The following is a 23,151-nucleotide window of genomic DNA, read 5'->3' as shown; positions in this document are numbered from 1 at the left end:
GCTGCAACTGGGCGGCCTGCTGCGCGTGGCGGCGGATGCGGGGGCGGCGCGCAAGGCGCTGACTGCGGCGCGGCGGGTGTTGAGCGCGTCGGGGGCGCTTTTCCCACGCTGATTTTTGGGCTGTATGCGCCGGGAATATTGAAATCCTAGGGAAAACCCCTATCTCTGGTACTATCTCAGCGTTAACCCTAGGTCTGCTTCCGCAAGGTCTGGGGACGGATCAAGCATGGGAGGACCAGAGATGAATTTTCATACCCGCAAATGGGTCAAGCCTGAAGACCTGAACCCCAATGGCACTTTTCCAGACTGATAGACCAATTCGTCAAAACGAAGAGGTGGGTTTGGTCTGGTACATTTTTTAAAATGTAACAGACCCATGAGCGGCAAACGAAGTTACAAAATTATCAATTACCTTTCGTTTTCGCATGGGCCATTCGTCGGTATAGAGCAATGCGGCGAGTCCATTGTGAGAATCCGGCCCCGTTAAAGGCGGCGGTCCGTACGACGATCACACGCGTTTCGAAACAGGAGTCGCTGGGCGATTGCCCTTGGAATGCATCTGTATGGTGTGAAATTCGTAGAGGCTGCGGGCTGCCTCAAGCAGACGCTTCTTTGATGGGGGCGAGCTCTCGATTCCTCCACTGTCAAACGCAACCAACTGGTCGTCCATCCGCGTCAGCAGGCGACACGCGTTTGATGTCGTGCGCTAGACAGCGGCATGGCATCAAACGAACTCTCACCCCGCCACATCTACCTAGACCCTTACGAGCTTGCAGCGCGTTTGGGCCTTTCCGTTCACACTCTGCTTTTGCGAGCAAGACACCGACCATGGCTGCTGTCGCCACGCCCCGGGCTGTTTGACCATCAGCGTTTGCGAGGGTCTGCGATGTCACGTTGTTCCAACCCGGGCTTCCGCAATTGCCGCTCAACCCGGCGTGGTACCTGTGGGCTGGTTGCTACGCTTTTGTTCTCTGGGAACGGAACGCTTTCTTTGTTTCGTTGGAGAGCCGCCGTTCCTGAGCGGGTGCAGCGTTCCGTGCGGAGACATTGATGCGGGGGGCGCTTTGCCGCCAAATCCGAAGAGCCTCCGCATTGATTGCCAGCTCCTAACGCTAGGCTTGGAAGGTCACCGTTGGCGATAGGACACGAACCGACCTTGTCCCACGCGTCAGCGCAACATACCAATGATGTCGGTTCTGGCAGGCGTCAGGTGTGATGACCACATGGTCAAACTCGAGGCCCTTCATCAGCAACGTGCTACCAACGGTGCGATTGCGCAGAATACGGCCTCTTTCGCGATGTGCGTTCGCAACTTGGAATGCGGCGTCGTCGAGCTGCAAAGCGGGATTCTCTGCGCATAGTCGTAGTGCCGACTTGATGCAGTAGACCAGTTCGGGCCGCACGGTAGTTACACCAGTCTCCTTCTCAACGCATCGGAACGCGTCCAAAACATTCGCTAGCGAATCGTCGACGGCTACGGCTCTTAAGACGAGCTCCGCTGCAGTAGCGGGTCTTCTAATGCGCTCCGGATTTGCCAGCAGTGAAGCGACGCGCTTTCTCTTGCCGGAAACGTCTACCCCGACATATGCCGTTCCCATGAGGTCGAGCAGCCCGCCAACTCGGTCCGCACCGGTCCGAGTCCTCAGGCATTGGTAGCAATTCCGCTCGGTTTTCCGTCCGATAGGTTCAACGGTGGTAGGCCATATGGTCTCGGTGAGGTCCGCTCGTTGAACATCATCAGCACACTCGAATGGAAAACCGCGAACGTTTCCAAAGCATCGTGCTCCGATTGCGACAACTCATGTCCGATAGCGTCATGCCTTACAATCCTCTGAAGAAACACTCAAATAGACTCCGGGGGCAGCATGTGGCACGACGTCGAAGCAACGTCCGACCTACTGAATTTCAGCTTAATAGCAGAGACAGCGGCAGGGTTAATTCGCGACGCAGGTGGTCAGCCCGTATCTATTGGAATTTCTGGCAGTTGGGGAACTGGCAAATCGTCCTTGGTGAAGATGATTGGGACGTCGCTTGGAGAGGCGGATGGAGATGGCAAACGCTACCTCTTCGTTGAATTCAACGCGTGGCTTTATCAGGGCTTTGATGACGCAAAGCTTGCGTTACTGCAGTCGGTCTCGGACGTACTGAGCGAGGAGGCGAAGAAACAAAAAACCTTTCTCGAAAAGGCCGCCGATTTTGCCAAGCGAGTTCGCTGGTTTCGTGCGCTCAAGCTTGCCGCACCGGTTGCACAATCTGCGCTTCTTGGCGGAGCCGTGGGCGGTCCAGTCGGTGCAATCCTAGGTGGCGTGACAGGCTTGTTTTCTGGTTCGTTAAAGGAAGCGGACATCGAGAAAGCGAAGAAGGCCTATGACGACCTAGCTCCTGAAATCAAAGAATTGCTCAAGGAGAGGGAGGCCGAGTCTCCCCAAAAAGAGATTGAAGGCCTTCGAAAGGCCTTCGCGGAATTGCTTGAGTCGTTGCAAGTGACTCTGGTTGTATTGGTCGATGACCTCGACCGCTGCATGCCGGACACGGCAATTTCGACTCTCGAAGCAATCCGGTTGCTCCTCTTTCTCCCGCGTACAGCCTTTATCATCGCGGCCGACGAGAAAATGATTCGCAGCGCGGTTCGCGCCCATTTCGCTCAGGCGCACTTCGATGACGAGCTGGTAACTAGCTATTTCGACAAGCTCATTCAGATTCCTCTTCAAGTTCCTCGGTTAGGAGTGAACGAGGTCAAGGCTTACGTTCTGTTGCTCATGCTTGACCTAGCCGTCCGCAGGAAATCGGTGAATGCCGAGGCAGCAGAGAGGGCGAAGGCGAATGTTTTGGCTGCAGTAAAGGAAGGTTGGCTTGGGGGACTCACGCGGAGAAAGCTGGTGACTGCATTGGGCGAAGTGGCACTGACGCTCGAAAAAGAGATTGATATCGCAGACCAGCTCGCGGTCACGTTGGCGACCGTTGACCAGATTGCCGGGAATCCCAGACTGATAAAGCGATTTTTGAACAATCTCATTATTCGTGAATCAGTCGCGAAAGCACATGGCATGGCCATTTCGTTCGAACATCTGGTCAAGTTGCAGCTCTTCGAGCGGTGCGCATCGTCGGCCGCGTTCGACTTCCTCGCTAAATCTGTGACGTCCTCGGACGACGGTCGGCCTGAGTTCATCCAAAAGCTTGAGAGCGTGGCTAAGGACGGTGAGGCTTACGAGGCGCCAGACCCCAGTTGGAATAGCAAGTTCATTTCCGATTGGGTTTTACTCAGCCCGGCACTTGCTGACACTGACCTGCGTCCTTTGCTGCATCTCAGCAGGGACAGGGTTGTCGCATTGGCTGCACTCGACGAACTCTCAGCCGATGCTCGAGCTGTTTTCGAAAGCTTGCTCGAATCGAAGTCGATTCAACCGGCGCTCACGGAGCGAGTGAAAACGCTGGGAGAGACTGACGCGGAAGCTGTATTGGCGAGACTAAAGCGCCGTGCAAGAACCGAGCAATGGGACTTCGCGAGTCTGCGACGTTGCTTGCATCTCACCAAGGCGTTTCCGTCGCTCGGCCGCTCCTTCACATCTCTCTTGGACGAAATTCCCGCCAAAGACCGCCCGCCCGCACTCGTTCCGTTGATTTTGAACGACAACTGGGCTGATGACGTTCTGAAGCGTTGGGCGGCGGACGAGCACTCGCCGGAAAAAGTTAAAAACGCAATCAAGATAAAGCGGTGAGACCAGATGGGGACATCAACTTCCAGTTCAGGACCCGGCTCCAGTGTTCCGTTCGACCCGCCATGGCTTGAGCCGCTGCAGACGGGCTTGGGTGGGATAGGCGGTGCTGGCGGCGGGAGTGCAGAAGAAGGCGAACAGTCGACCGGGTCCGAATCGCAGACCGGATTCGAGCCACACCAGCCAGATGCGGCGATTGCGCCTCCACGCCGTTTCGCCCCGGCGCGTAGGGAGCTTGGCGGTTTCGCCCGAACTGGGGACGGCCGCGCGTTTAGACGCGCGGTTGGACACTACTCCAAAAGTGGGATGGGCGGCGCCCGGCGAGCAGCCGGCCGGATGCGCGCTGCTACAGTTGCCGCTGGTGGACTTGTCTCCTTCCTTCAGGCTGCGCGCACGGGAACGGACGGTGCCGTCCGGGATTGGATTCAGGCGCTTACCGCTGCTGAGCCGTCTGTTCGTGAGGTCATCGATGCAATCGTCCGCGAGGTCGTCGGCGCTGGAGGAAGCGTTGACGAAGACTCCATTCGGGATTCGATGTCGCAAGCATTTTCTGAGCTGCTCGAACTCCAGCCAGATATCAATCCACTCAACATGTCGGACGACAATATCTGGTCGCTGGTCGAAGAATATCTCGCCGTTGAAGCGTGCAATCGACTGCGGATTGATATCGGACAGCTCTTCGAAAGCGCAAGCCTGTCGCCTGTTGAGATAGTTCGTCGAACAGACGACATGCGTGAGTATATGAAGGCCGAGATTTCTGCACACCTCGGGACCCTTCGTGAGGACCATCCAAGCCCAAACCCGAATGAGTTCGAGAAAATTATGCAACAGGCGCTAGCGAATACATTCCTCGTGTTCGAGGGGGAATTGCAATGAGGGTCACCTGCTTGCCAGCTGCATCGATTCCGAACGAACTCGATGAAGATACAGAGTACTTTTCCCTGTATGCAAACACGGGTCGTCAGGATGTAGGCAGGATTTCGTCGGGTTGGGTCCGTGTGCTCTCTCGCTGCGGTTTCGCCCCTCCCAGCGCAGTTTGGGACTTTGTGACCATAGCGCTGGCGGTCGCGGCCGCCGATATCGCCTGCCACCGGCAAGGAAGCGCCGACGGCTGGACTCGAATGATTCAACTCGATGTTGCTCTTCACGAACCCGATTGCTGGATAGCACAAAGGTCGAGCCTTGAAAGGACGTTCCGATTTCTGACAGGCGACTTTTGGACGCTGAATTTTCTCGAGGGCGGCGTCGCGCCGCCGGCAAGTACCGCGCTGCGGGAAACCGAAGCTGACTGTGTGGCTCTACTGTCAGGTGGACTCGACAGCCTCGTTGGCGGAATTGACTTGAACGTAGCGGGACGGACGCCTCTCTTCGTCTCGCAGATGGCCAAGGGTGACTCCGAGACGCAGAAGCTGTTTGCGCGCACTTTGGACGGGGGCGAACGGCACTTCCAATGGAACCATCGAATCACGGTGCCCCATACAACTGAGCGGTCAACTCGCGGCCGTTCGATTGTATTTCTTGCGTTCGCACTTCTCGCCTCAACGACGCTACCCGCATGGCAGGCCGGGGATACGACTGAACTGGTGATTCCCGAGAATGGCTTCATCAGCCTCAACATCGCGCTAAATGCGGGCCGGTTCGGGAGCTATAGTACAAAAACAACACATCCAACCTTCCTGGACGGGATACAGCAGGCGTTCGATGCGGTCGGATTGCGCGTACGGCTCACACGGCCTTATCAGTTCGCGACCAAGGGTGAACTACTTCGCAACTGCTCTGACGGAACACAGCTGGTTGAATTAGCGAGACACTCGACAAGCTGCGGCCGTTTCGGGTACTACAATTACACTCATTGCGGTCGATGCGTGCCCTGTCTTGTGCGACGTGCATCCTTCCTGCAGGCAGGCATAGCGGACCCGACCTCGCGCTATATTTTTCCGGACCTTGCGACGGCTGGACGTGAACGAGGTCCCAATGACATTGGCTCGGTTGCCGCAGCGTACGTGAACTACAGTGAGAAAGGTGTCGACAGACTGATTGGCAGCGCGTTGTCGTTTGCTCAGCCTGGCGAGAGGACCGCGTATTCAGGGGTGTTCGCGCGCGGTATGGATGAGCTTGGCGAGCTACTACGGGTACACAACGTTTTGTGATTGATTTCCACTGCCATCTCGACCTCTACCCGGACGCGTTGCGACTCCTTCCTGAAGTCTCCCGCAGAAACCTGTTCACGCTAGTGGTGACAACAAGTCCACGTGCATGGCAAGCGACCTCCCGCATGTTTGCGGGCTACGACAACGTCCGCGTGGCGCTAGGTTTGCATCCAGAAATCTTCGAAAAAAAGCAATCGGAGTGCGACCTGCTTCTTGAAAACGTGCGAAACACGCAATTCATCGGTGAAGTCGGATTGGATGGTTCGCGCAGATTTGTCCGTACCCTGAAGCTACAGGAACGGTTGCTGGACGATATCTTGGGTGAATGTGTACTCCGCGGCGGAAGAATCATCAGCCTGCATTCGCGCGGCGCAGCATCGAGAGTCCTCGACCTAATCGAGTCTCACCCCGCTTGCGGAATTCCAGTCCTGCATTGGTTCTCTGGAACCTCGAAGGAGTTGAGACGTGCAATCGACTTAGGCTGCTGGTTTAGTGTGGGCCCGGCTATGGTTCAAGCTGAAAAGGGCCGCAGGCTACTCTCAGAAATGCCGCTGGAGCGGGTGTTGCCTGAAACGGATGGGCCATTTGCCGCAAGAAATGGCGTCCCTTGGATGCCATGGGAGGCGATAACAATTACCAGCACCGCTTCCGCACTCTTTGGCCGAGCGTCCGAAGGCATTACACGTACGTTTGAAGACAATTTGCGCAATCTCTTGAATCATGGTGAAAGCCCGACTGCCCTGCGGCAGATGCAGCAATCCGCTCAACGCAAGCTCCCGCTTTAACACTACATCACTCCAAGCATCAATCGCGTCAGCGGTATTCAGCATGCCTTGCCAGCAAGAATTCCGCGATTGAACCCATGCTCTCAATCGCGAGGCGTGCTTCGCTGTTTGAGACCGACGGATTCCATGGGCGACCGTGGCCAGTGCCCTCCTTGTTACGCAGTCTGTTGAGCGCAATCGCAAGTTCGAATACGGACCGCTCAACCTGGCGTTGTGCCGGCTCTCCCGCGGGAGGATGCTGACCCGGCATTGGCAACGCGAGCCCAAGGCGTTCAAATACCGAAGCGAGCAGACTTGGGAAATTGCTGCTCGCCGAGTAACCCTTCACCCGCTCCGTCAGAATGTGGCCCAAGACGGCTTCCAATAGGTCCTTTCCAGTTCCTGTCACCAAAGCTGCATCACTAGCCCCCGTCTTGGCGCGCCGGACATACGTCTGCAAAGCTTCGATCAATTGCGCTCCGGACATGCTATCAAGCAACACCGCCCGGAGAACTCCGTCTGGTGCCAGTTCATACCCCTCCGACCGAAAGGCGTCAGTGAGATTCCTGATTGCGTCGACACCGACGAAGTTTTCGGAATCAGGTCGGAATCCACCCTTTCCGCGCACCTGAGAGACGATGGCAGCAACCAGCCGTTCACCGGCCTCCCTGTCGAATTCGATTGCCCAGTAGAGGACAGTGCGAACCCGTTTGGCTTTGCCCGTGGAGCCCTGCTTTGCCGGGTCTGGTCCGTCAAGTCCGTGCGTTTGCAGCAGAAATGTAAGGTCCGAATGACTTGGTGCTCGTGGTCGTTCAGCCTGCGAATCTCCGACGAGTGATGCTAGTGCCGTGGCAATTGACTCGGTCAGCGGCGCGCTAGATTTTTTGTTATCAGACACCGTTTTGTGCTCCAGTCAAGGAAACTCCGGGGGCCGGTGGATAGTCGTCGACTCAAGAGTCGTCACTACCCGTCCGCTTAAGTCGGTAAGCTAAACACACGATGACATAGAATCACTTACCCCACAAATGGCGGTGGTCAAGCCGTCAATCACACCGTTGATTGCGCAGCGCCATGCTCACAATCCACATTCAATTTTGCCAGCGCTGCATCCATTTCCGCATCCCACCCAGTGTGCAAAACTAAGAGCCCTCAATCGACGGCGGGCTTGGCGACAATTTGGAATAGAGGTTGCTGACGAACATCGGGCGAAGTTCATCAACAATGTGCTTCTCGGAAAAATCCTTGCCAGCTTTGTCTGGGTCGTCCCCTTCGAACAGGAGTCCGAGCAGCGCGGAACTATGACTTAAAGCCATTGTGACGCTTCCGACGATGCCGCGCGTTCCAAACACTGCACTTAGGAGCTTAAGCAAATCATACTGATTCAGATAGATGAACGCATTGGCGAAAACTTCAGCCTGAGTTGTGGTCAGACCAAGCCTGCCTTCGCCAATTCCTTTGAAGACGTCCAGACCTTTAGCTGCTGCGCCCAAATCTGCGCTCTGCTTGGCGGTCGCGTCGTTAGCTTCAATTGTCGGGATACCATTGCTGGCGTACGCAATAAGAAAATAAAGAATGGCGCGCTGAAACTCCAAATCTGCCCTCGTCGATAACTTCCCGTAAAGACTAAGTAGCGTATTGCTCTTCATCAAGCATTGCAGATGCGGAAGGAGGCGCTCCTTGTCTAGCCTAATCAAAGGGGTCGCAATTGATATCAAATGCGAGGCGAGGCTTTCTCCGTCTGTCACTCCTTGCTCGGTACATCCAGAAATCATGCCCCTTGCCGCAGCGTCAAAATAACGTCCATCGCCAGTTTCGAGCCGGTATGCGACGAGGGCAATTTTTTCGGGCGTGGTACGTGAAAGACTAAGCTGGCTTTGCAGCCACGAAATTTCAGACGAATCGCCATCTAGTGAACTGCAGCACCTGAGAGCCCACTTTTGACTTCCTCTAGTGAGAATCAGACACATCTTTGACCACGCATCATTGTCAATGGGTAATGCGATTGGTCTGAAATCAGGCTGCGTAGCAAGCCTCCTGATTTCTGAAGTACCCAAGACCTCCGTCAATGAAGTGACCCATGCTTCAAAATTAGTTTCTATCTGTTTATTCAAAGGCCCATGTGACTGTTCCTTATCGGCTAGAGCGCGCAACATAGTGATAACAACGTTCGCCAGTTGCTCACCGTCATGCACTATCTCGAACAATGCGGTCAGACCTGCGGACAGATTTGGATTCAGCAGTCGCAAAGTCTGACCGGCGGACAATGTCGTAATCATCACCCGTTCAAGATGTTTCAGCGCTCCGGCTGGGAGTTTAATTCGCTCATCATTAGATTTCAGTACCGGCGCTAACGCTCTCGCTGCTTGCAGCAGGCGCTCTTGCTGAGACTCGAGATTGCTGAGGTCTTGCCGGATAAAGCGGTCGAGTACATGACCGAAAGCCGGGCTGTCGCTAAATAGCCTCGTCAGTCCTTCAGAGTCACCATTGTCCAAGACCTTTTCAAGTCGTGGACGCGCAGAGAGATATGACGCTTCAGTTCGATTCGCGGCGCGCAGATGCAACATTGCGAAGGTGTCGGCGAGTTCAGGTTCTCGCAAGATGCTGATTACGGAGTCCGGCGGATTGCAGCTAAGTTCCGAGAGTTGCTCCTTGGATAGAAGGTACGCTGCAAGACTTGATAGAGATGCTGCTGCACCCCACTCAAGCTTCATGACGACCAGTTCATTCACGAAAGAGACGATTCCCCGAGGCGTTAGCGGAGACTTCAATACAAGTTCTTCATAGAGTCTCAGGATTTCGTCATAGTCGCCTGTCAGGTCTTCGCCGAACGCACGAATGAGCTTAGCATTCAGATAATTCTTCCATGAGTGCAACATAGGGGGCGGAAGGGAAAATCTGAGCTGAAACACCTTCTCGAAGAATGAGGGTGGGGACTCAGATTCCTGTTTGTCGACTATATCTGCGACCGACGGGAGCAAAACTCGCTTTTCGTCTGCGACTGGGACGAGTACCCACACGCGACGAAACCATTTTTTGTTGGAAAAATTTGGGTTGTCGAGAAACGAGCGTAACAGGGTCCACACAGACTGCGTCTCAGAGCGGTCAATGCGGTCAAGATTGTCAATGACTATGAGGAGGCGCCGGTCGTCCACAGAAAGGGCGGCTTCCATCAGTTGACCGAATGCCTCTTGAAACTCCACGGAGGTGGGTTCCGGCTCTTCATTGGTTTCGACGGTTTCTTCGTCGGTATTTCTACGAATAATGAAGCCGATAATTTCTGACGTTAGCGACCTTACTAATGCAAAGGCGGCCAAGACGGCCACTCCCCCGTAAATAGCAAGCCGTGCTGTTGATTCGGAGCCGACAAGCTTCTTTTCAAGCTCTGCCAAGATGGGTGCAGCAAAGCCGACTGCAGCGAAGCCCGCGAGGACGTTCTTAGCCGTCGAGGAGAAGATAGGTTTGGTCTTCTTTGTCGTGACTTTCAGACGGCGACTCAAATTAGCGAGCTTACGTTTCCAGAAAGCATGGCTCGCGGAACCCTCGCCATCCTCGTTCAACCACCCTCGGTCTTCCAGCTTTGTGACTAGTGACGATAGAAAAGCACGGCGAAGCGGGTCACCTGAATGAACCCAAGCGTCATAAAGGAATACAGCGAAGTCTTTTTTAAGCGACGCCGCTCGCTCATTACCTTCAGACCCTGATGGCTCCAAGCGCTCAGTTAGCATGCGGACAACCGACGACTTTCCGGAGCCCCACGTGCCGTCCAATCGAATAGTCTGCCCTCCTGGCGACGTCTCAATCAAGGTAGCAATGGTTTTCGCTATTTTTTTATGGGCACCACCCAGATTGTCTTCTACTGACGGCTCGTCTAAAAGCAACGTCGGAGTCTTTTGCATCGACACTTTGATTGGTCTCTCGTATTTTTATAAAACTCTGCTCGCTCAACTTGGACCAATGCTGAAAGCAGTGGATGTAAAGCCGCTGTCAGATACTTGGCAAAAATTTAGAGGCGAACGAAAGCTTCTGCATTTCTCGTGATGACGTGATTCTTGCACTTCGCAAATTGAGTCGTTCGCAAAGAAGTTCATCCGCCTTTGCGTCACCGTGTACGCCGATGTGCCAACCCGAACTGGCTCGCGATTTTCCATGCTGGTAGAAGGCCACCCTTGACTACTGCCACCACGCGCTGTTCTATCCGAGCGCGAAGCGCCCTGTTGGCGGCAAGTCAGAGTAGACCAACCCTACAGAACTCAAGCTCCTCGGGGTTAGAGTAGGTCCGTCGGCTTGATGCCAAATGCCTCTGCGAGCTTCTCCAATGTTGTCAATTGCAGCGCGGCAGCCGGACTGGTCGACGCTTCGATGCGGGAAACATGGTTTCTGTCCATCCCCACGCGATTGCCAAACTCTTTCTGGCTTATCCGTTCCGTCGTACGGCGGATGTGCACATTTTGCCCGACCAGTTGGCTGGAAACGGGGGCGCCGGGAGGTTTGCGGGAAATGGGGCGGTCCTCTGGCGTGTCAAGGAGCACTCGAACGTCGATGTCTAAAGCGCGAGCCAGAGCATCAGCGCGCTCAATCGTCATTCGCGACGATGTGCGCTCGTACCGGCTTATGGACGTCCTGTCTGAGCCCAACCGATTGCCGAGCTCCTCCTGAGAACAGCCGAGCGACTCACGGTAGCGCTTCAAATTTTTGATAAATCGCTCTTGCAGCGACATCTGCATTGTCTAAAAAGAAAACTAAATTCTCCCGTAGACAACCTAGATGTCTACGGCTCTAGCGTTGTCTACGTTGGAGTTGTCGTCGTTTACATATACAACGCAAGCGTCTACACTGACAGTTATCTCAACGCTGCCGAGGCCAGTCTCTTTCTCGCCCGGCGTTCACACTGAGAAGTGATTGGAAAAGCTGACATGGACGCACTTGAGTTGCGATACGTTCCGGCAACAACGCGTGCGGTGATGGCGCTTGCAGGCACCCCAGCCACGATGCAAGTGGGTGGCCGGTTGTATGAGCTGCCGCCGGAAGAAATGCCAGGGGAAGTGGAATGGCGTCTTGCATTGCTCCGATGGCTTGGTCGCAAGGTATTCCACTACCTTGCATCGTTGGCGCCAGACGACCACATCAAGAACCTTCTCCGCGTAGAGCACGACCTAATACGTCGCACTTGGCTTCACGCTATCGAAGCTCACGCAGTAGCTGAAGGCGCACTTATGTCTATAAGTGACTTGACGGACCAAGAACTGACAGCCATCGGACGTGGAAGCGTCTACTTCGATGCTCTGACGACACGTGAAGGCCAACGATTGGTGAAGCGTCTTGAACGACTTGTCACGCGCCACTGCAAAGTTCGTGAGCCAGCTTCGCCGTCTGCCACGGCTTAAAGGCGCTTGGCGCGCGTTGCCCTACTCGATGGTCGTGGGCGCACCTCGTCGCTGTCCGACGTGACAATGCTCGAGCAAGCCGCGTTACTGATGGGACTACGGTTATGTTCCCGTTGCTCGGACGAGCGAACAGACGGTGGTGCCTCGGGCAATCACCGCAATCGGCAAAGGGGTTGGCATACCGCTTAACCCGAGTTGCAGACCTGTTTTTCTGCACGGTTAGGAGTCTTCGTTGATTGCATCATTCGCAGGACTGACAATTCTGCTTGCAATGTGCGCCGCCGCTGGATTCCTGTTTGGCCGACTTATTCGAGGGAGGAAGCCGGCTATCGAACGAGCGCGCCCTCGTGTCGCCATCAGCGGAAGCTACCTGTGCGATGCACACGACAAATCTCTTTCGCCGCACACGCGTATGCGATGTGCTTTTGAAGCCATATATTTTTGTCTCTGCGAAGTCGCTGAAACGCGTGGCCTTGAAGTCGGCGGGCGAGAGCATCCGAGTGATGAGCTCTTGTGCGCAGGGCTTGCCGCGTTCGGCACATCACCCGATGACCAAAGGAAGGTTGTCTTACTCGCTCGGTGGACGACCGAAGCAACCCCGGCTCTACCAGAGATGCGCATTCGGGAGGCATGCGAGCTTGCAGTGCGCGTTTATCGCAAGACTGTGGATTTGCTCTCCTCGTCGACGACTCAGTAGCATGCGACCAATCGTTTCGACAGCTTATTAGTTGTCGGTACTAAGGTCTTGGAGCCGAAAATGCCAATAATCTTAATTTACGACGGTGAGTTCTTTGCCGATGAGGCCCCGTTGCCGCTGCTTTGCGAAATTGAGGGCAGCGTGACCCCCTACGGTAGGGAGCCTTTCGGCATCCTTGAAGAGGCGGAAAAGGTACTCGAGCTGTGCGGCGAGCGATATACGGTGGGCCGCCCGACTGGCGACGGCATGACAGTAGTCGTCGCGCGTAAAGTTGGGAACGATGTGATGCCAGTCGTGAGACTTGGCATACATGCTCGCAATGGCATTGCGCGCGCGAGCATTCAGACTTACGATTTTCCTCGTTGGGATGGCGAGCCGGTTTACTACGCACCGGAGGACGATTCCATCGAGATTGTGCTCAAAATCCTCGCCGCGCTATGAAGCCATAAGGGCTAGAAAGCTTGAACGGCCGAGGCAGAGCACAAACACTCAGTAGACCGGCTCCGGCTCTGGCAGCAATACGCGGCGAAACCCTTGCCTGCGGGTTCGTCTGAGTTTGCTGCGAATCGTGCGTCGCGGAGCATTTGTGTCGTCGGAACGCTTTTGCCAAAGCAGTGGTATCAACGACCGGCGCTTCTATGCTGCGTGCAAGTTTGGAATCGCAGCGCTCGATGGCTTGGTATATTGGCCGATATCAGATTTCTTTGATGTGTAGCATGTCATTCGTAGATTGCAAACTCGTTCGGTAAGTGTCCGCCGATGCGTCGGCTCTCATGGTCGTTATCAGGATATCTCGACCATATCAGGGGCATACGCCTCAGTCGGCGTCTTCTTCTCTTCTTTCAGAAGTCTTGTCTATGGGGACGGTTAAACGGGGATAGCAAAGTCAATCACCCAGCTTTTTGAACGTCATGGACTGCCCCTTAAAAACAAGCGCTGGTCATGGGGAGCGCTTCGCGAAGGAGTCGTCTTGCTCAGAACTTGGGAGCATGAATACTCTGTAAAAAATACTAAGCGCGTCGCGCCGTCGTGCGTCAGCGACCCGATGCGTATCTTGGTCGGAACTCATATGGACTTGATGAGCGCATCCGCCATCTAAAGCAGCTCTGCTCAGGCACGTATGCGGGATACACCGTAATCGCGCGCGCCGAGGATGCAAACGCCCATCCGCGAAAGATTGCCGACTATCGTGAAGACGCAGTTTACGCAATTGACGGGCTTGAGACCACAGAGGACGGCGCGATTGTCGCGGTCCTCAGTAGTCTCGCCAACGGCGACCTCTTTCAACATTCGCAGCAGCACAAGGCAACTGCAGAAGGGGAGTTCCCTGATGCAGCCGCGCACGAGGTAGGAGTGTCTACTGGAAACTTCGCGATGAAGCTGTCGATGATTCGTGAATGGCTTATAGAAGTGGCGAAACGAAAGGGCATCGTCACCTACTGTGAGTTGATGGATACCTTCGGGCTGCATTTCTTCCTGCTCTACTCAACAATGTACAAGCTCGGGCATCAATGTGTTGACGCCGGCGAGCCTGTAATCACAACTCTGATACGCACGTGGTACAGAACGGCGCTATTGAAATAGCCGTCTAGCTGCATCGTTCACCACAGCTGCGAGTTCGAGCCCAGGCAAGATGCCGAATCCGACGCGATGACCCTCGCCCTCGTTCCAGTCCAACTTCGCCAGTTCGTCGCCGTCTTCGATGAAGTGGCGCACCTGACCCGTTCCAGTACCCAGCAGCTTCCGCTCATTCCATGCCAACTCATGCGTCGTAGCATTTTCTCGCGCGCGTGTAGTCACCGTTATCCCAAGGTCTCCTCGAGTGCCGTGTCCGCTAGGGCAATCGCCTGTTGACAGTACAAATTTTGGCTATCTAATATGTGTACATGGTTGCACACATTTAAGTGCGCAGCGATGTGTGGTGAGATAGCTACGGGATTACCCTTAATTTGGAGATGTCATCATGGTTCGGCTGTCCCGCATTACCCGTCATGCCTTTGCAGGTTTGTTTGCAGCGAGCTGCCTGTTCGTGAGTACAGCCCATGCGCAAGACACAGGCACCTGGCAGAGTGTCAAGAAAGCTGGTGTTTTGCGATGTGGTGCCGCCGTCGCGCCGCCGTACGTGATGCGCGACCCGAAGACTGGCGACTACAGTGGGTTTTTCTCCGACCTCTGCCGCAGCTTCGGTGAGAACGTGCTCAAGGTGAAAGTCGAATTCGTGGACACGTCGTGGGACAACATTGTCGCTGGCCTTCAGTCCGACAAATGGGATCTGTCGATGGCGCTCAACGATACGCCCGAGCGTGAGAAGGCCATCGCCTTTTCAGTGCCAGCGACGGACTACAACGTCTCACTGGTCTACAACAAGAACAATCCAAAAATCCCGAAGACCGTGAAAAGCATTGCGGATATCGACAAACCCGGGATGACCATTGCGGTGATGTCGGGCACTGTCGGCGATAAGGCGATTTCCAGCGTCGTCAAGCAGGCGCAAATCATGCGTCTCCCGGGCAACGATGAGACCCGTCTGGCGATGATGTCCAAGCGCGCAGACCTGCTGGCGGACGCGAACATTACGAACATGCTCCTGACCGAAGCACATCCCGACTGGGCCGTCGCAATTCATCCCAATCCGCCTCTCGCTCAGGAATCGGTCTCCTTCGGTGTCAGGAAAGACACGTCCCCAGCCGACCTCGCTGTACTCAACGATTTCCTCAATTCGCAGGTGAAGTCTGGCGCAGTCAATCGTCTTATCAAGACGTCGGTTCAGGCAATGCTTGTGACGAACAAGTAATGAGCCGTTCCGCCGCATCTCTCACGGAGCGGCGCGTAGTACTGCGCGGAGTGGCGACGGTGTCGATTCACTTCGCGCACTAAAAAATCCAATCAAAAATAACGGTTCATTGCAACCAAACAGGTTTGGACAACTAATGAAAAAATTGATTATCGGTGCCGCAGTAGCGAGCGTCGCCTTACCTGCCTTCGCGCAGAGTTCCGTCACCCTCTATGGCGTCATCGATGAGGGCTTCGACTACACCAACAACGTGAAAGGCGGGAAGGTGTATGAGCTCCAAAGCGGCTATACGCAGGGTAGCCGGTGGGGCGTAAAGGGCGCAGAGGACTTGGGTGGCGGACTACAGGCAGTCTTTCAGCTTGAGAACGGCTTCGACGTGAACAATGGCAAGCTCGGACAGGGTGGGCTTATGTTCGGTCGCCAGGCCTATGTGGGCCTTGCAAGTGACCGTTACGGTAGTGTCACGCTCGGTCGTCAATACGACTCCCTCGTGGACTATCTCGCTCAAACCACGGCGAATGGCAGTTGGGGCGGGTACCTCTTTTCCCATCCGTACGACAACGACAATACGGACAACACGTTCCGCGTCAACAACACCGTCAAGTACACAAGCCCGACCTTTTCCGGGCTGCAGTTCGGTGGCACCTATAGCTTCAGCAACGACACGAATTTCGCAAACAACCGGCAATACAGCGTCGGCATGCAATACGCGACCGGCGGCTTGCTGCTCGCAGCGGCCTACCTTCAGGCGAACAACCCATCCTCCTCTGCAATTGGTGCAATCAACAACGGCGGCGATGAGAACTTCCTGGCGGCACGACTGCGTGTCATCGGAGCGGGCTTGAACTACACGTTCGGCAGCGCAACGGTCGGTTTTGCCTACACGAACACGCTTGTGCAGCAGCCGTTGAGCTCCGGTTACGTGGGCGCAATCACGCCGTCCGGCGGCGCAACGCTGTCCTCGCTGCGTTTCAATAATTTTGAGGTTAACGCGAAATACCAGTTCACGCCGGTGTTCTTCGTCGGCGCTGCCTACACGTACACACGTACGAGCTTCAATGCCAGCAGCGGTCAGCTCCATCCACAGTTCCACACGGCCGGGCTGATGGCGGACTACAACCTATCCAAGCGGACCGATGTCTACGTGCAAGGTGGCTACCAACATGCCGCTGGCGACAAAACTGGTTCGGTTCTCGACGTAGCGTACGTTCCTGGTGCCGATGGCGTCTCGTCAACTGCTAACCAGTTGGTCCTGCGAGCGGGCATCCGACATAAGTTCTGATGAAAGTGTCTGTAGAGGCAGTAGCGCGCGAAGGCGCGCTGCTGCCTTTTTCATTGATGCCATGAGCATCTGACTGCTACGCGGGCCCAGTGTTTTCCCTGGAAATCCGGACTCTTCCGTTGACACACCAGTTTTTGACGGCCTAGTATGTGTACAACGATGCACACAACAAAGCGCACAATGATGTGTTCCAAAAAATGGGTGCCGGCGGTTGTAGCGGTGAACAGGCATATCAGCGCTCAACGCAAGCGCACTGTGGTCGGGAGACCTAACAGCTCCGGGCCCATCCACAAGCGTCAGATTTGATTCCCATCTCGCGCGCCCCCGCGCGCACCGCTGGAGAGAATTCATGTTGTCAATGCAAACCATGGCCGCTCACCCAAACGTTCCGCCCACCGCACTGGAGTTCTCAGCTTCGATGGGTGACTTTGTCCAGTTCCAGAACGTGTACAAGCGCTACGGCGAAAACCTTGTGGTCATGGACCGGATGAGCCTCGACATGCGCGCTGACGACAGGCTGGTCATCATCGGCCCGAGCGGTAGTGGCAAGAGCTCGCTGTTGCGCGTCATGATGGGCCTCGAGGGCATTCAGGGGGGGCAGATTGGCTTCCAGGGAAAGCCGTATATCTATGGAGAGGACTCGGGACGCTCAAAGCGCATCGACCCGAAGCTGCAAAAGCAGATTGGCATGGTGTTCCAGCACTACACGCTCTTTCCGCACCTTTCTGTGCTTGGAAACCTGATTCTGGCGCCGGTGAAGGTGGGCGGTCTTTCGAAGGCTGACGCTACCGAGCGCGCGCGCATGTATCTCGCGCGCCTCGGGCTGGAAAGCAAACTGCACTCATATCCCAGTCAGCTTTCCGGTGGCCAGAAGCAGCGGGTCGCCATTGCGCGCGCGCTCATGCTCGAGCCGAAGCTGATGCTGTTCGACGAAGTGACGTCTGCGCTGGACCCCGAGATGGTTGTCGAGGTGCAAAACGTGATGTTGCAGCTTGCCGAGCAGAAGATGGCCATGATTATCGTGACCCATGACATGCACTTCGCCCGCGATATCGCGACACGTGTTGTCTTCTGTGCAGGCGGGAAGATTATCGAGCAGGGCCCCCCGGCTCAGATGTTCAAGTGCCCCAAGGAAGCGCGTACGCGCGAATTCCTCGAGAAGGTCATCCATCTCGACTGAGGCCGCCATGAACTACACCTTTGATTTCCGCTTTCTGGAAGGAAGCCTTGGCTCACTGCTCGACGGGCTGCGCGTCACGGTCGAACTGGCGATTGCTTCCAACATCATGGGCCTCGTGCTCGGCTTTCTCCTTTGCCTGCTTGCGATGAGCCGCTGGCTGGTTGTGCGATGGCCGGCGCAACTCTTCATTGAGTTCTTTCGCTGCACGCCGGCGTTGCTGCAGATTGTCTGGTTTTTCTACTGCATCCCCATGATGGTCGATGTGTTTATCGACCCTATCTGGATGGGCGTCCTCGCCCTTGGCCTGAATCTGACGGCGTTCAATGCAGAAGCCTATCGCGCTGGCATGCAGGCTGTACCGAAGGAGCAACTCGATGCCTGCGTCGCACTTGGCCTCAAGCCCTGGCAGCGCACTTTTTATGTCGTTCTCCCGCAAGCATTGCGCAGCGCCATGCCGGTTCTTATGACAAACGGTATCGGCAGCCTGCAGCAGAGCGCGCTCGTCGCAATCGTGGCTGTCGCAGACCTGATGTACGTGGGCAAGAACCTCGCCACTCAGGCATATCGGCCGCTCGAAACGTACACGGTTGTTGCGCTCATCTACTTCGCGCTTTCACTTCCGATTGCGCGGCTCGTGACAGTGATTGAACGCCGTCAAGAGCTCGCCCATCAGCGCTAAGGAGAACAGCATGAATCTCGATTTTTCGTCGGTCCTGCCTTACTGGCTTGTCCTGCTTAAAGGGCTGGCGCTGACCCTGGCATTCACGAGCAGTTGTGCGGTAATCGGCAGCCTCGCGGGTTTTGTGTTGAGCCTGCTGCGCATGTCGCCGTCGCGCTGGACGAAGATAGCGACGACGCTTTACGTTGAGTTTTTCCGCGGTACGCCGCTTCTCATTCAGCTGTTCTGGGTCTTCTTCTGCTTCCCGGTGGTGTTCCGGATTCCGATTCCGCCGTACGTCTCGGTGGTCATCTCGCTGACCCTGTACATGGCGGCTATCACGAGCGAGACGTTTCGTGGTGCGCTGAAGTCGATTTCGTCAGAGCAGCACGACGCGTGCATTGCACTGAGCCTCTCGCCGCAAGCGAAGATTCTCTACGTCATTTTTCCGCAGGCCCTGTTGCGCGCGATTCCTCCGCTGCTTTCCAACGTCGTGAGCCTGTTCAAGGAAAGCGCGCTGATTTCGTCGGTAGGTGTTGCCGACCTGATGTTCGTCGGCCAGAACATCTCGAACAGCACCGCGCGTCCGGTCGAGTTTCTCACCACCGTCGCCATCATTTACTTCCTGGTCGCTTTCCCGCTGACGCGTCTTGTCGGCGTGGTCGAGACAAAACTGCTCAGGCGCTTCGCCTATTAAACCTCAACCCCTCTATTGAGAAGTGGAGAAACACATGCAGATGAAAGGTATCCTGCCGGCTCTCGTTACGCCGTTCAACGCATCGGGCGCAGTCGACCATGACACGCTTGCGAGCATTCTCGAGTTTCAGCTGAAGGCTGGTGTGAGCGGGTTCGTGCCGCTCGGTTCGACGGGTGAATACTATGCGTTGACGCACGATGAGCGTCGCGCAATCCTGAAGACGGTGCTTGAAGTCGTGGGCGAGCGCGGTACGCTCATCGGTGGCGCGAACGGTTCCTGCACGCGTGAAGTCATCGAACAGGTCCAGCTGGTCCGCGACGCAGGCTACAAGAATGTGCTCATCGCGCCGCCGTACTATGCCTTGCCGTCGCAGGAAGAACTCATTGGCCACTATGAGGCTATCCTGAAGGCAGTGCCGGACGTGAACGTCGTGCTCTACAACTACCCCGTGCGCACGAACGTGGAAGTTGGCTTCGGTGTGCTGGATGCATTCAAGGACAACCCGCGCGTCGTGGGCATCAAGGAAAGTAGCGGCAACCTGCTGCGTGCCATCGAAATCGGCGAGAAGTACAAGGGCAACTATCAGTTGTCGTGCGGCTCCGACGACCAGGCGCTCGACTTCTTCCTGTGGGGCGCGAGCAGCTGGATTTGCGGGCCGGCGAACTGCTTTGTGAAGCCTGTCATCGACTTCTATAACAAGTTCACAGCTGGCGACATCCGTGGCGCGCAAGACGTGATGCGTTCGCTGTTCCCGGTGATGGCGACTATGGAAGCCGGCAAGTTCGTGCAGAAGGTGAAGTACGGTTGTGAACTGGCCGGCTTCAAGGTAGGAGCGGCCCGCATGCCGCTGCAGCCGCTGACTGAAGAAGAAAAGGCGGAGTTCCGCGCCGTCTTCGAAGCAGCGCAGGCGTAACCTATGTTGCCGGCGCAGCATCCTGCGTCGGCGCCCCAACGATAAAGTCAATCGAATGAGCCGACTCATCAATCGCGCGGCGAACGCACAGCCAAACGCTCAGGGATTCTGTTTGCAGGAGTATCTGAAGTGAACGCCGTTCCTCACGAATTTTCCGCTCGCGACACGACCCCTGCCACGCAGGAATCAGCGGTCGTCATTGGCGGTGGCATTGTTGGCGTGTGCTGCGCGCTCTATCTGCAGCGCGCAGGGCTTCGCGTCACGCTGGTGGACCCTGAAGCGCCGGGCAATAGCACAGCGAAGTGGAGCTGCGGACAGATGGCGGTGAGCGAAATCATTCCGCTTTCCAAGCCGGGCATCATCATGAAAGTCCCGGGTTGGCTGATGGACCAGAAGGGACCGCTGGCTTTGCGGCCGAGCGCGCTGCCAGGAATTATTCCGTGGTTCTTCCGCTTCCTCATGTGCGCGCGACAGTCGAAGATTGTGGATATTGCGAACGCCATGGCGACGCTGACCCACGATGCGTACGCCGACTACGCGCCGCTCCTCGCCGCGTGCGAAGACAAAGCGCTCATGGGCGAACGACCAATTCTCGAAGTATTCGATGACCCGCGTGGGCTCGAGCATGAGCTGCCGCATCTTGAGCTGCGCGAGTCGCTGGGCTTCAAATCGCAGCGCCTGAACGCCGCGGAAATCGGTGACCTTGAGCCGGCATTGGCTGGCAAGTTTGCTCACGGTCTGATGTTTCCGGACTGGCGTGCGGTTAGCGACACGATGGGATTCATCGCTGCACTGACTGAGAGCTTCGTCGAGCAAGGCGGCGTTCGCGTGCGAACGGAGGCAACGCGCATCGATGAGTCGAACGGACGAGCAACAGGTGTGACGCTCGCAAATGGCGAGGGCGTTGCGGCACAGCATGTCGTCGTCGCGGCTGGCACAGGGGCGCGCCGTTTCTTCGGGGCCCTTGGTGTCAGCGTTCCTCTGGAAGGAATCGCCGGCTATCAAGCGGTGCTGAAAGACCCGGGTGTTGAAATCCGACACTCAACTATCTACGCCGACGGTGGTTTCTGCTTCTCGCCGATGACCCGTGGTCTGCAAATCGGCGGCACCATCGAGTTTGCAGGCCGAGGTGCCAAGCCGAACTTCAAGCGTGCCGACATCATCCTCGAGAAGGCGAAGCGCGTGCTGCCAGAACTCCGAACGTCGGCAGTCGAGTACGGGGTTGGGTACCGTCCGTTTCTGCCCGACACGAAGCCCATTATCGACAGGTCGCGACGCCTGAAAAATGTGCTGATGGCTTTTGGGCACGGGCAGCTTGGCCTTACGCTAGGCGCTACCACGGGGCGATTGATTGCGGACATGGTCGCCGCCCGTTCATCGAAACAGAATCTTGCGCCGTTTAGTGCGTACCGCTTTTCCTGACGAGACACATACATGAAATCGTACGAGCATCTCTTCATCGACGGTCGCTGGGTGGCGCCCGTGCACAAGGGCACATTCGAAACGATTGACCCGAGCACCGAGCAGGTCATCGCCAAAGTGGCTGCCGCGACTGCCGAGGACGTAGACCTCGCAGTTAAAGCGGCGCGCAAGGCATTTGATGAAGGTCCGTGGCCCCGCATGAGTGGTGCTGAACGCGCAGCTGTCCTGCGCCGCATCGGCAAGGGCATTCGCGACCGCATTGACGAGCTCGCGCAGCTAGAGGTGCGCGACAACGGTAAGCCGCTTCCCGAAGCCCTGTGGGACCTCGGCGATGCTGCAGGGTGCTTCGAGTTCTACGCGGGCCTCGCTGAAAAGCTCGACGAGAACGCAGAGACGCCGGTTACGCTGTCCGACGACCGTTTCAGTTCGGTCGCGCGCAAAGAACCCATCGGCGTCGCGGGCGCCATCATCCCCTGGAATTTCCCGCTGTTGATGGCGGCGTGGAAGGTCGCACCGGCGTTGGCTGCCGGTTGCACGATGGTCCTCAAGCCGTCAGAACTCACGCCGCTGACGGCGCTCGAACTCGGCGATATCGTGGCCGCAGCAGACCTGCCGCCCGGCGTGCTCAATATCGTCACGGGTTTTGGCAAGGACGCCGGCGCGCCTTTGAGCGAGCATCCGGGTATCGACAAGCTGGCGTTCACTGGCAGCGTCCCCACGGGCAGTCGCATCATGCAGGCGGCGGCACGCGACATCAAGAACGTGAGCCTTGAGCTGGGCGGCAAATCCCCGTTCATTGTGTTCGACGACAGCGACGTCGAGGCGGCTGTCGAATGGATTATGTTCGGCATTTTCTGGAATCAGGGCGAGGTGTGTTCAGCGACGTCTCGTGTGCTCGTTCAGCGAGGCATCTACGACAAGCTGCTCGAACGCCTGACGCGGGAAGCCGAGAAAATTACCATCGGAAGTGGACTGCAGGAAGGTGTGCTGCTCGGTCCCATCGTCAGCAAGGGGCAGTTCGAGAAGATTCGCGAAGCGATAGAGCGCGGTGTGGAAGAGGGCGCGCGCCTTGTCACCGGTGGGAACCGACCCGCGCATCTGGACAAGGGCTACTTCATGCAGCCTGTTGTCTTCGCCGACGTGCCGGAAACCAGCTGGGTCTGGAACGAGGAAATCTTTGGGCCGGTCGTCTGCATCCGGCCGTTCGATGACGAAGCGCAAGCCGTGCGGTCAGCGAACGATTCGCGCTTTGGTCTCGGAGCCGCTGTGATGTCGCGCGACGACGCGCGATGTGAGCGTGTGGCGCGCAATCTCCGGGCTGGCATCGTCTGGATTAACTGCTCGCAGCCGACGTTCACCGAAGCGCCGTGGGGTGGCTACAAACAGAGCGGCATTGGACGGGAACTTGGCGAATGGGGGCTCAACAACTACCTCGAAACCAAGCAGATTACCCGCTACAACAGCGACCAGCCCTGGGGCTGGTACATCAAGTAA

Annotated in this window: 17 protein-coding genes; 14 read left to right on the top strand and 3 right to left on the bottom strand. The window is 56.4% G+C overall.

Annotated features, from left to right (window positions below; translation table 11 throughout):
• Positions 1-1,865: 1,865 nt before the first annotated feature.
• From F3J17_RS24045 to qatD, 4 genes are read left to right on the top strand one after another with little or no spacing between them, the layout of a single operon-like run.
• Positions 1,866-3,719: a P-loop NTPase fold protein gene (locus tag F3J17_RS24045; protein WP_167064785.1), complete on the top strand. Its 1,854-nt coding sequence runs from the start codon at positions 1,866-1,868 to the stop codon at positions 3,717-3,719.
• A 6-nt stretch (positions 3,720-3,725) separates the two neighbouring features.
• On the top strand, positions 3,726-4,592 hold the full coding sequence (qatB, locus tag F3J17_RS36625; protein ID WP_345891240.1) for a Qat anti-phage system associated protein QatB: 867 nt from the start codon (positions 3,726-3,728) through the stop codon (positions 4,590-4,592).
• An 11-nt stretch (positions 4,593-4,603) separates the two neighbouring features.
• Positions 4,604-5,866, top strand: a complete 1,263-nt coding sequence (gene qatC / locus F3J17_RS24035; protein WP_240161134.1) for a Qat anti-phage system QueC-like protein QatC — start codon at positions 4,604-4,606, stop codon at positions 5,864-5,866.
• A complete protein-coding gene (qatD, locus tag F3J17_RS24030) occupies positions 5,863-6,651 on the top strand; it encodes a Qat anti-phage system TatD family nuclease QatD (RefSeq protein WP_167064776.1) in 789 nt (262 codons plus the stop codon). Before qatC ends, qatD begins: the two co-directional genes overlap by 4 nt.
• Positions 6,652-6,679: 28 nt before the next feature.
• Here qatD and F3J17_RS24025 read toward each other — a convergent pair whose 3' ends face one another.
• The 3 genes from F3J17_RS24025 to F3J17_RS24015 form a co-directional block, all read right to left on the bottom strand.
• Positions 6,680-7,528 carry an abortive infection family protein gene (locus tag F3J17_RS24025; protein WP_167064773.1) on the bottom strand — a complete coding sequence of 283 codons (849 nt, stop codon included), beginning with the start codon at positions 7,526-7,528 and terminating at the stop codon, positions 6,680-6,682.
• Positions 7,529-7,769: 241 nt separating this feature from the next.
• Positions 7,770-10,526, bottom strand: coding sequence for a P-loop NTPase fold protein (locus F3J17_RS24020; RefSeq protein ID WP_167064770.1), 2,757 nt, complete (start codon positions 10,524-10,526; stop codon positions 7,770-7,772).
• Positions 10,527-10,895: 369 nt separating this feature from the next.
• A complete protein-coding gene (locus F3J17_RS24015; RefSeq protein WP_167064768.1) occupies positions 10,896-11,348 on the bottom strand; it encodes a helix-turn-helix domain-containing protein in 453 nt (150 codons plus the stop codon).
• Between the two features lie 1,423 nt (positions 11,349-12,771).
• On the opposite strand from F3J17_RS24015, the gene F3J17_RS24005 reads away from it, so the two are divergent.
• From F3J17_RS24005 to F3J17_RS23960, 10 genes are all read left to right on the top strand, one after another.
• Entirely contained in the window at positions 12,772-13,152 is a 381-nt protein-coding gene (locus F3J17_RS24005; protein WP_167064762.1) for a hypothetical protein, read from the top strand.
• A gap of 588 nt (positions 13,153-13,740) precedes the next feature.
• Entirely contained in the window at positions 13,741-14,295 is a 555-nt protein-coding gene (locus F3J17_RS24000) for a hypothetical protein (RefSeq protein ID WP_167064759.1), read from the top strand.
• A 379-nt stretch (positions 14,296-14,674) separates the two neighbouring features.
• Positions 14,675-15,505: a transporter substrate-binding domain-containing protein gene (locus F3J17_RS23995; RefSeq protein ID WP_167064756.1), complete on the top strand. Its 831-nt coding sequence runs from the start codon at positions 14,675-14,677 to the stop codon at positions 15,503-15,505.
• A 136-nt stretch (positions 15,506-15,641) separates the two neighbouring features.
• Positions 15,642-16,787 (top strand): porin, encoded by a 1,146-nt coding sequence (locus tag F3J17_RS23990; RefSeq protein ID WP_167064753.1) that lies wholly within the window; start codon positions 15,642-15,644, stop codon positions 16,785-16,787.
• Positions 16,788-17,136: 349 nt separating this feature from the next.
• Positions 17,137-17,967, top strand: a complete 831-nt coding sequence (locus F3J17_RS23985; RefSeq protein ID WP_167064750.1) for an amino acid ABC transporter ATP-binding protein — start codon at positions 17,137-17,139, stop codon at positions 17,965-17,967.
• Between the two features lie 7 nt (positions 17,968-17,974).
• On the top strand, positions 17,975-18,646 hold the full coding sequence (locus F3J17_RS23980; RefSeq protein WP_167064745.1) for an amino acid ABC transporter permease: 672 nt from the start codon (positions 17,975-17,977) through the stop codon (positions 18,644-18,646).
• Between the two features lie 10 nt (positions 18,647-18,656).
• Entirely contained in the window at positions 18,657-19,322 is a 666-nt protein-coding gene (locus F3J17_RS23975) for an amino acid ABC transporter permease (protein ID WP_167064741.1), read from the top strand.
• Positions 19,323-19,356: 34 nt separating this feature from the next.
• Positions 19,357-20,235, top strand: coding sequence for a dihydrodipicolinate synthase family protein (locus tag F3J17_RS23970; RefSeq protein WP_167064738.1), 879 nt, complete (start codon positions 19,357-19,359; stop codon positions 20,233-20,235).
• A gap of 129 nt (positions 20,236-20,364) precedes the next feature.
• Positions 20,365-21,657 carry an FAD-dependent oxidoreductase gene (locus tag F3J17_RS23965; RefSeq protein ID WP_167064735.1) on the top strand — a complete coding sequence of 431 codons (1,293 nt, stop codon included), beginning with the start codon at positions 20,365-20,367 and terminating at the stop codon, positions 21,655-21,657.
• Between the two features lie 12 nt (positions 21,658-21,669).
• The gene (locus F3J17_RS23960; protein WP_167064733.1) at positions 21,670-23,151 is read left to right on the top strand and encodes an aldehyde dehydrogenase family protein; all 1,482 of its coding nucleotides are present in this window, start codon (positions 21,670-21,672) and stop codon (positions 23,149-23,151) included.

Origin of the sequence: Burkholderia sp. Ax-1719 (genome assembly GCF_011753055.1) — a bacterium.
In the GTDB taxonomy this organism is placed as follows: domain Bacteria; phylum Pseudomonadota; class Gammaproteobacteria; order Burkholderiales; family Burkholderiaceae; genus Paraburkholderia.
Note: the sequence above shows the minus strand (reverse complement) of the source record. Positions and strands in the feature narration are given on the sequence as shown.

Coding starts and splice junctions, on each gene's coding strand:
- F3J17_RS23995 (WP_167064756.1), top strand. CDS start 14,675: ATGGTTCGGCTGTCCCGCATTACCCGTCATGCCTTTGCAGGTTTGTTT.
- F3J17_RS23990 (WP_167064753.1), top strand. CDS start 15,642: ATGAAAAAATTGATTATCGGTGCCGCAGTAGCGAGCGTCGCCTTACCT.
- F3J17_RS23985 (WP_167064750.1), top strand. CDS start 17,137: ATGTTGTCAATGCAAACCATGGCCGCTCACCCAAACGTTCCGCCCACC.
- F3J17_RS23975 (WP_167064741.1), top strand. CDS start 18,657: ATGAATCTCGATTTTTCGTCGGTCCTGCCTTACTGGCTTGTCCTGCTT.
- qatB (WP_345891240.1), top strand. CDS start 3,726: ATGGGGACATCAACTTCCAGTTCAGGACCCGGCTCCAGTGTTCCGTTC.
- F3J17_RS24020 (WP_167064770.1), bottom strand. CDS start 10,526: ATGCAAAAGACTCCGACGTTGCTTTTAGACGAGCCGTCAGTAGAAGAC.
- F3J17_RS23960 (WP_167064733.1), top strand. CDS start 21,670: ATGAAATCGTACGAGCATCTCTTCATCGACGGTCGCTGGGTGGCGCCC.
- F3J17_RS24015 (WP_167064768.1), bottom strand. CDS start 11,348: ATGTCGCTGCAAGAGCGATTTATCAAAAATTTGAAGCGCTACCGTGAG.
- F3J17_RS24045 (WP_167064785.1), top strand. CDS start 1,866: ATGTGGCACGACGTCGAAGCAACGTCCGACCTACTGAATTTCAGCTTA.
- F3J17_RS23980 (WP_167064745.1), top strand. CDS start 17,975: ATGAACTACACCTTTGATTTCCGCTTTCTGGAAGGAAGCCTTGGCTCA.
- F3J17_RS23970 (WP_167064738.1), top strand. CDS start 19,357: ATGCAGATGAAAGGTATCCTGCCGGCTCTCGTTACGCCGTTCAACGCA.
- F3J17_RS24005 (WP_167064762.1), top strand. CDS start 12,772: ATGCCAATAATCTTAATTTACGACGGTGAGTTCTTTGCCGATGAGGCC.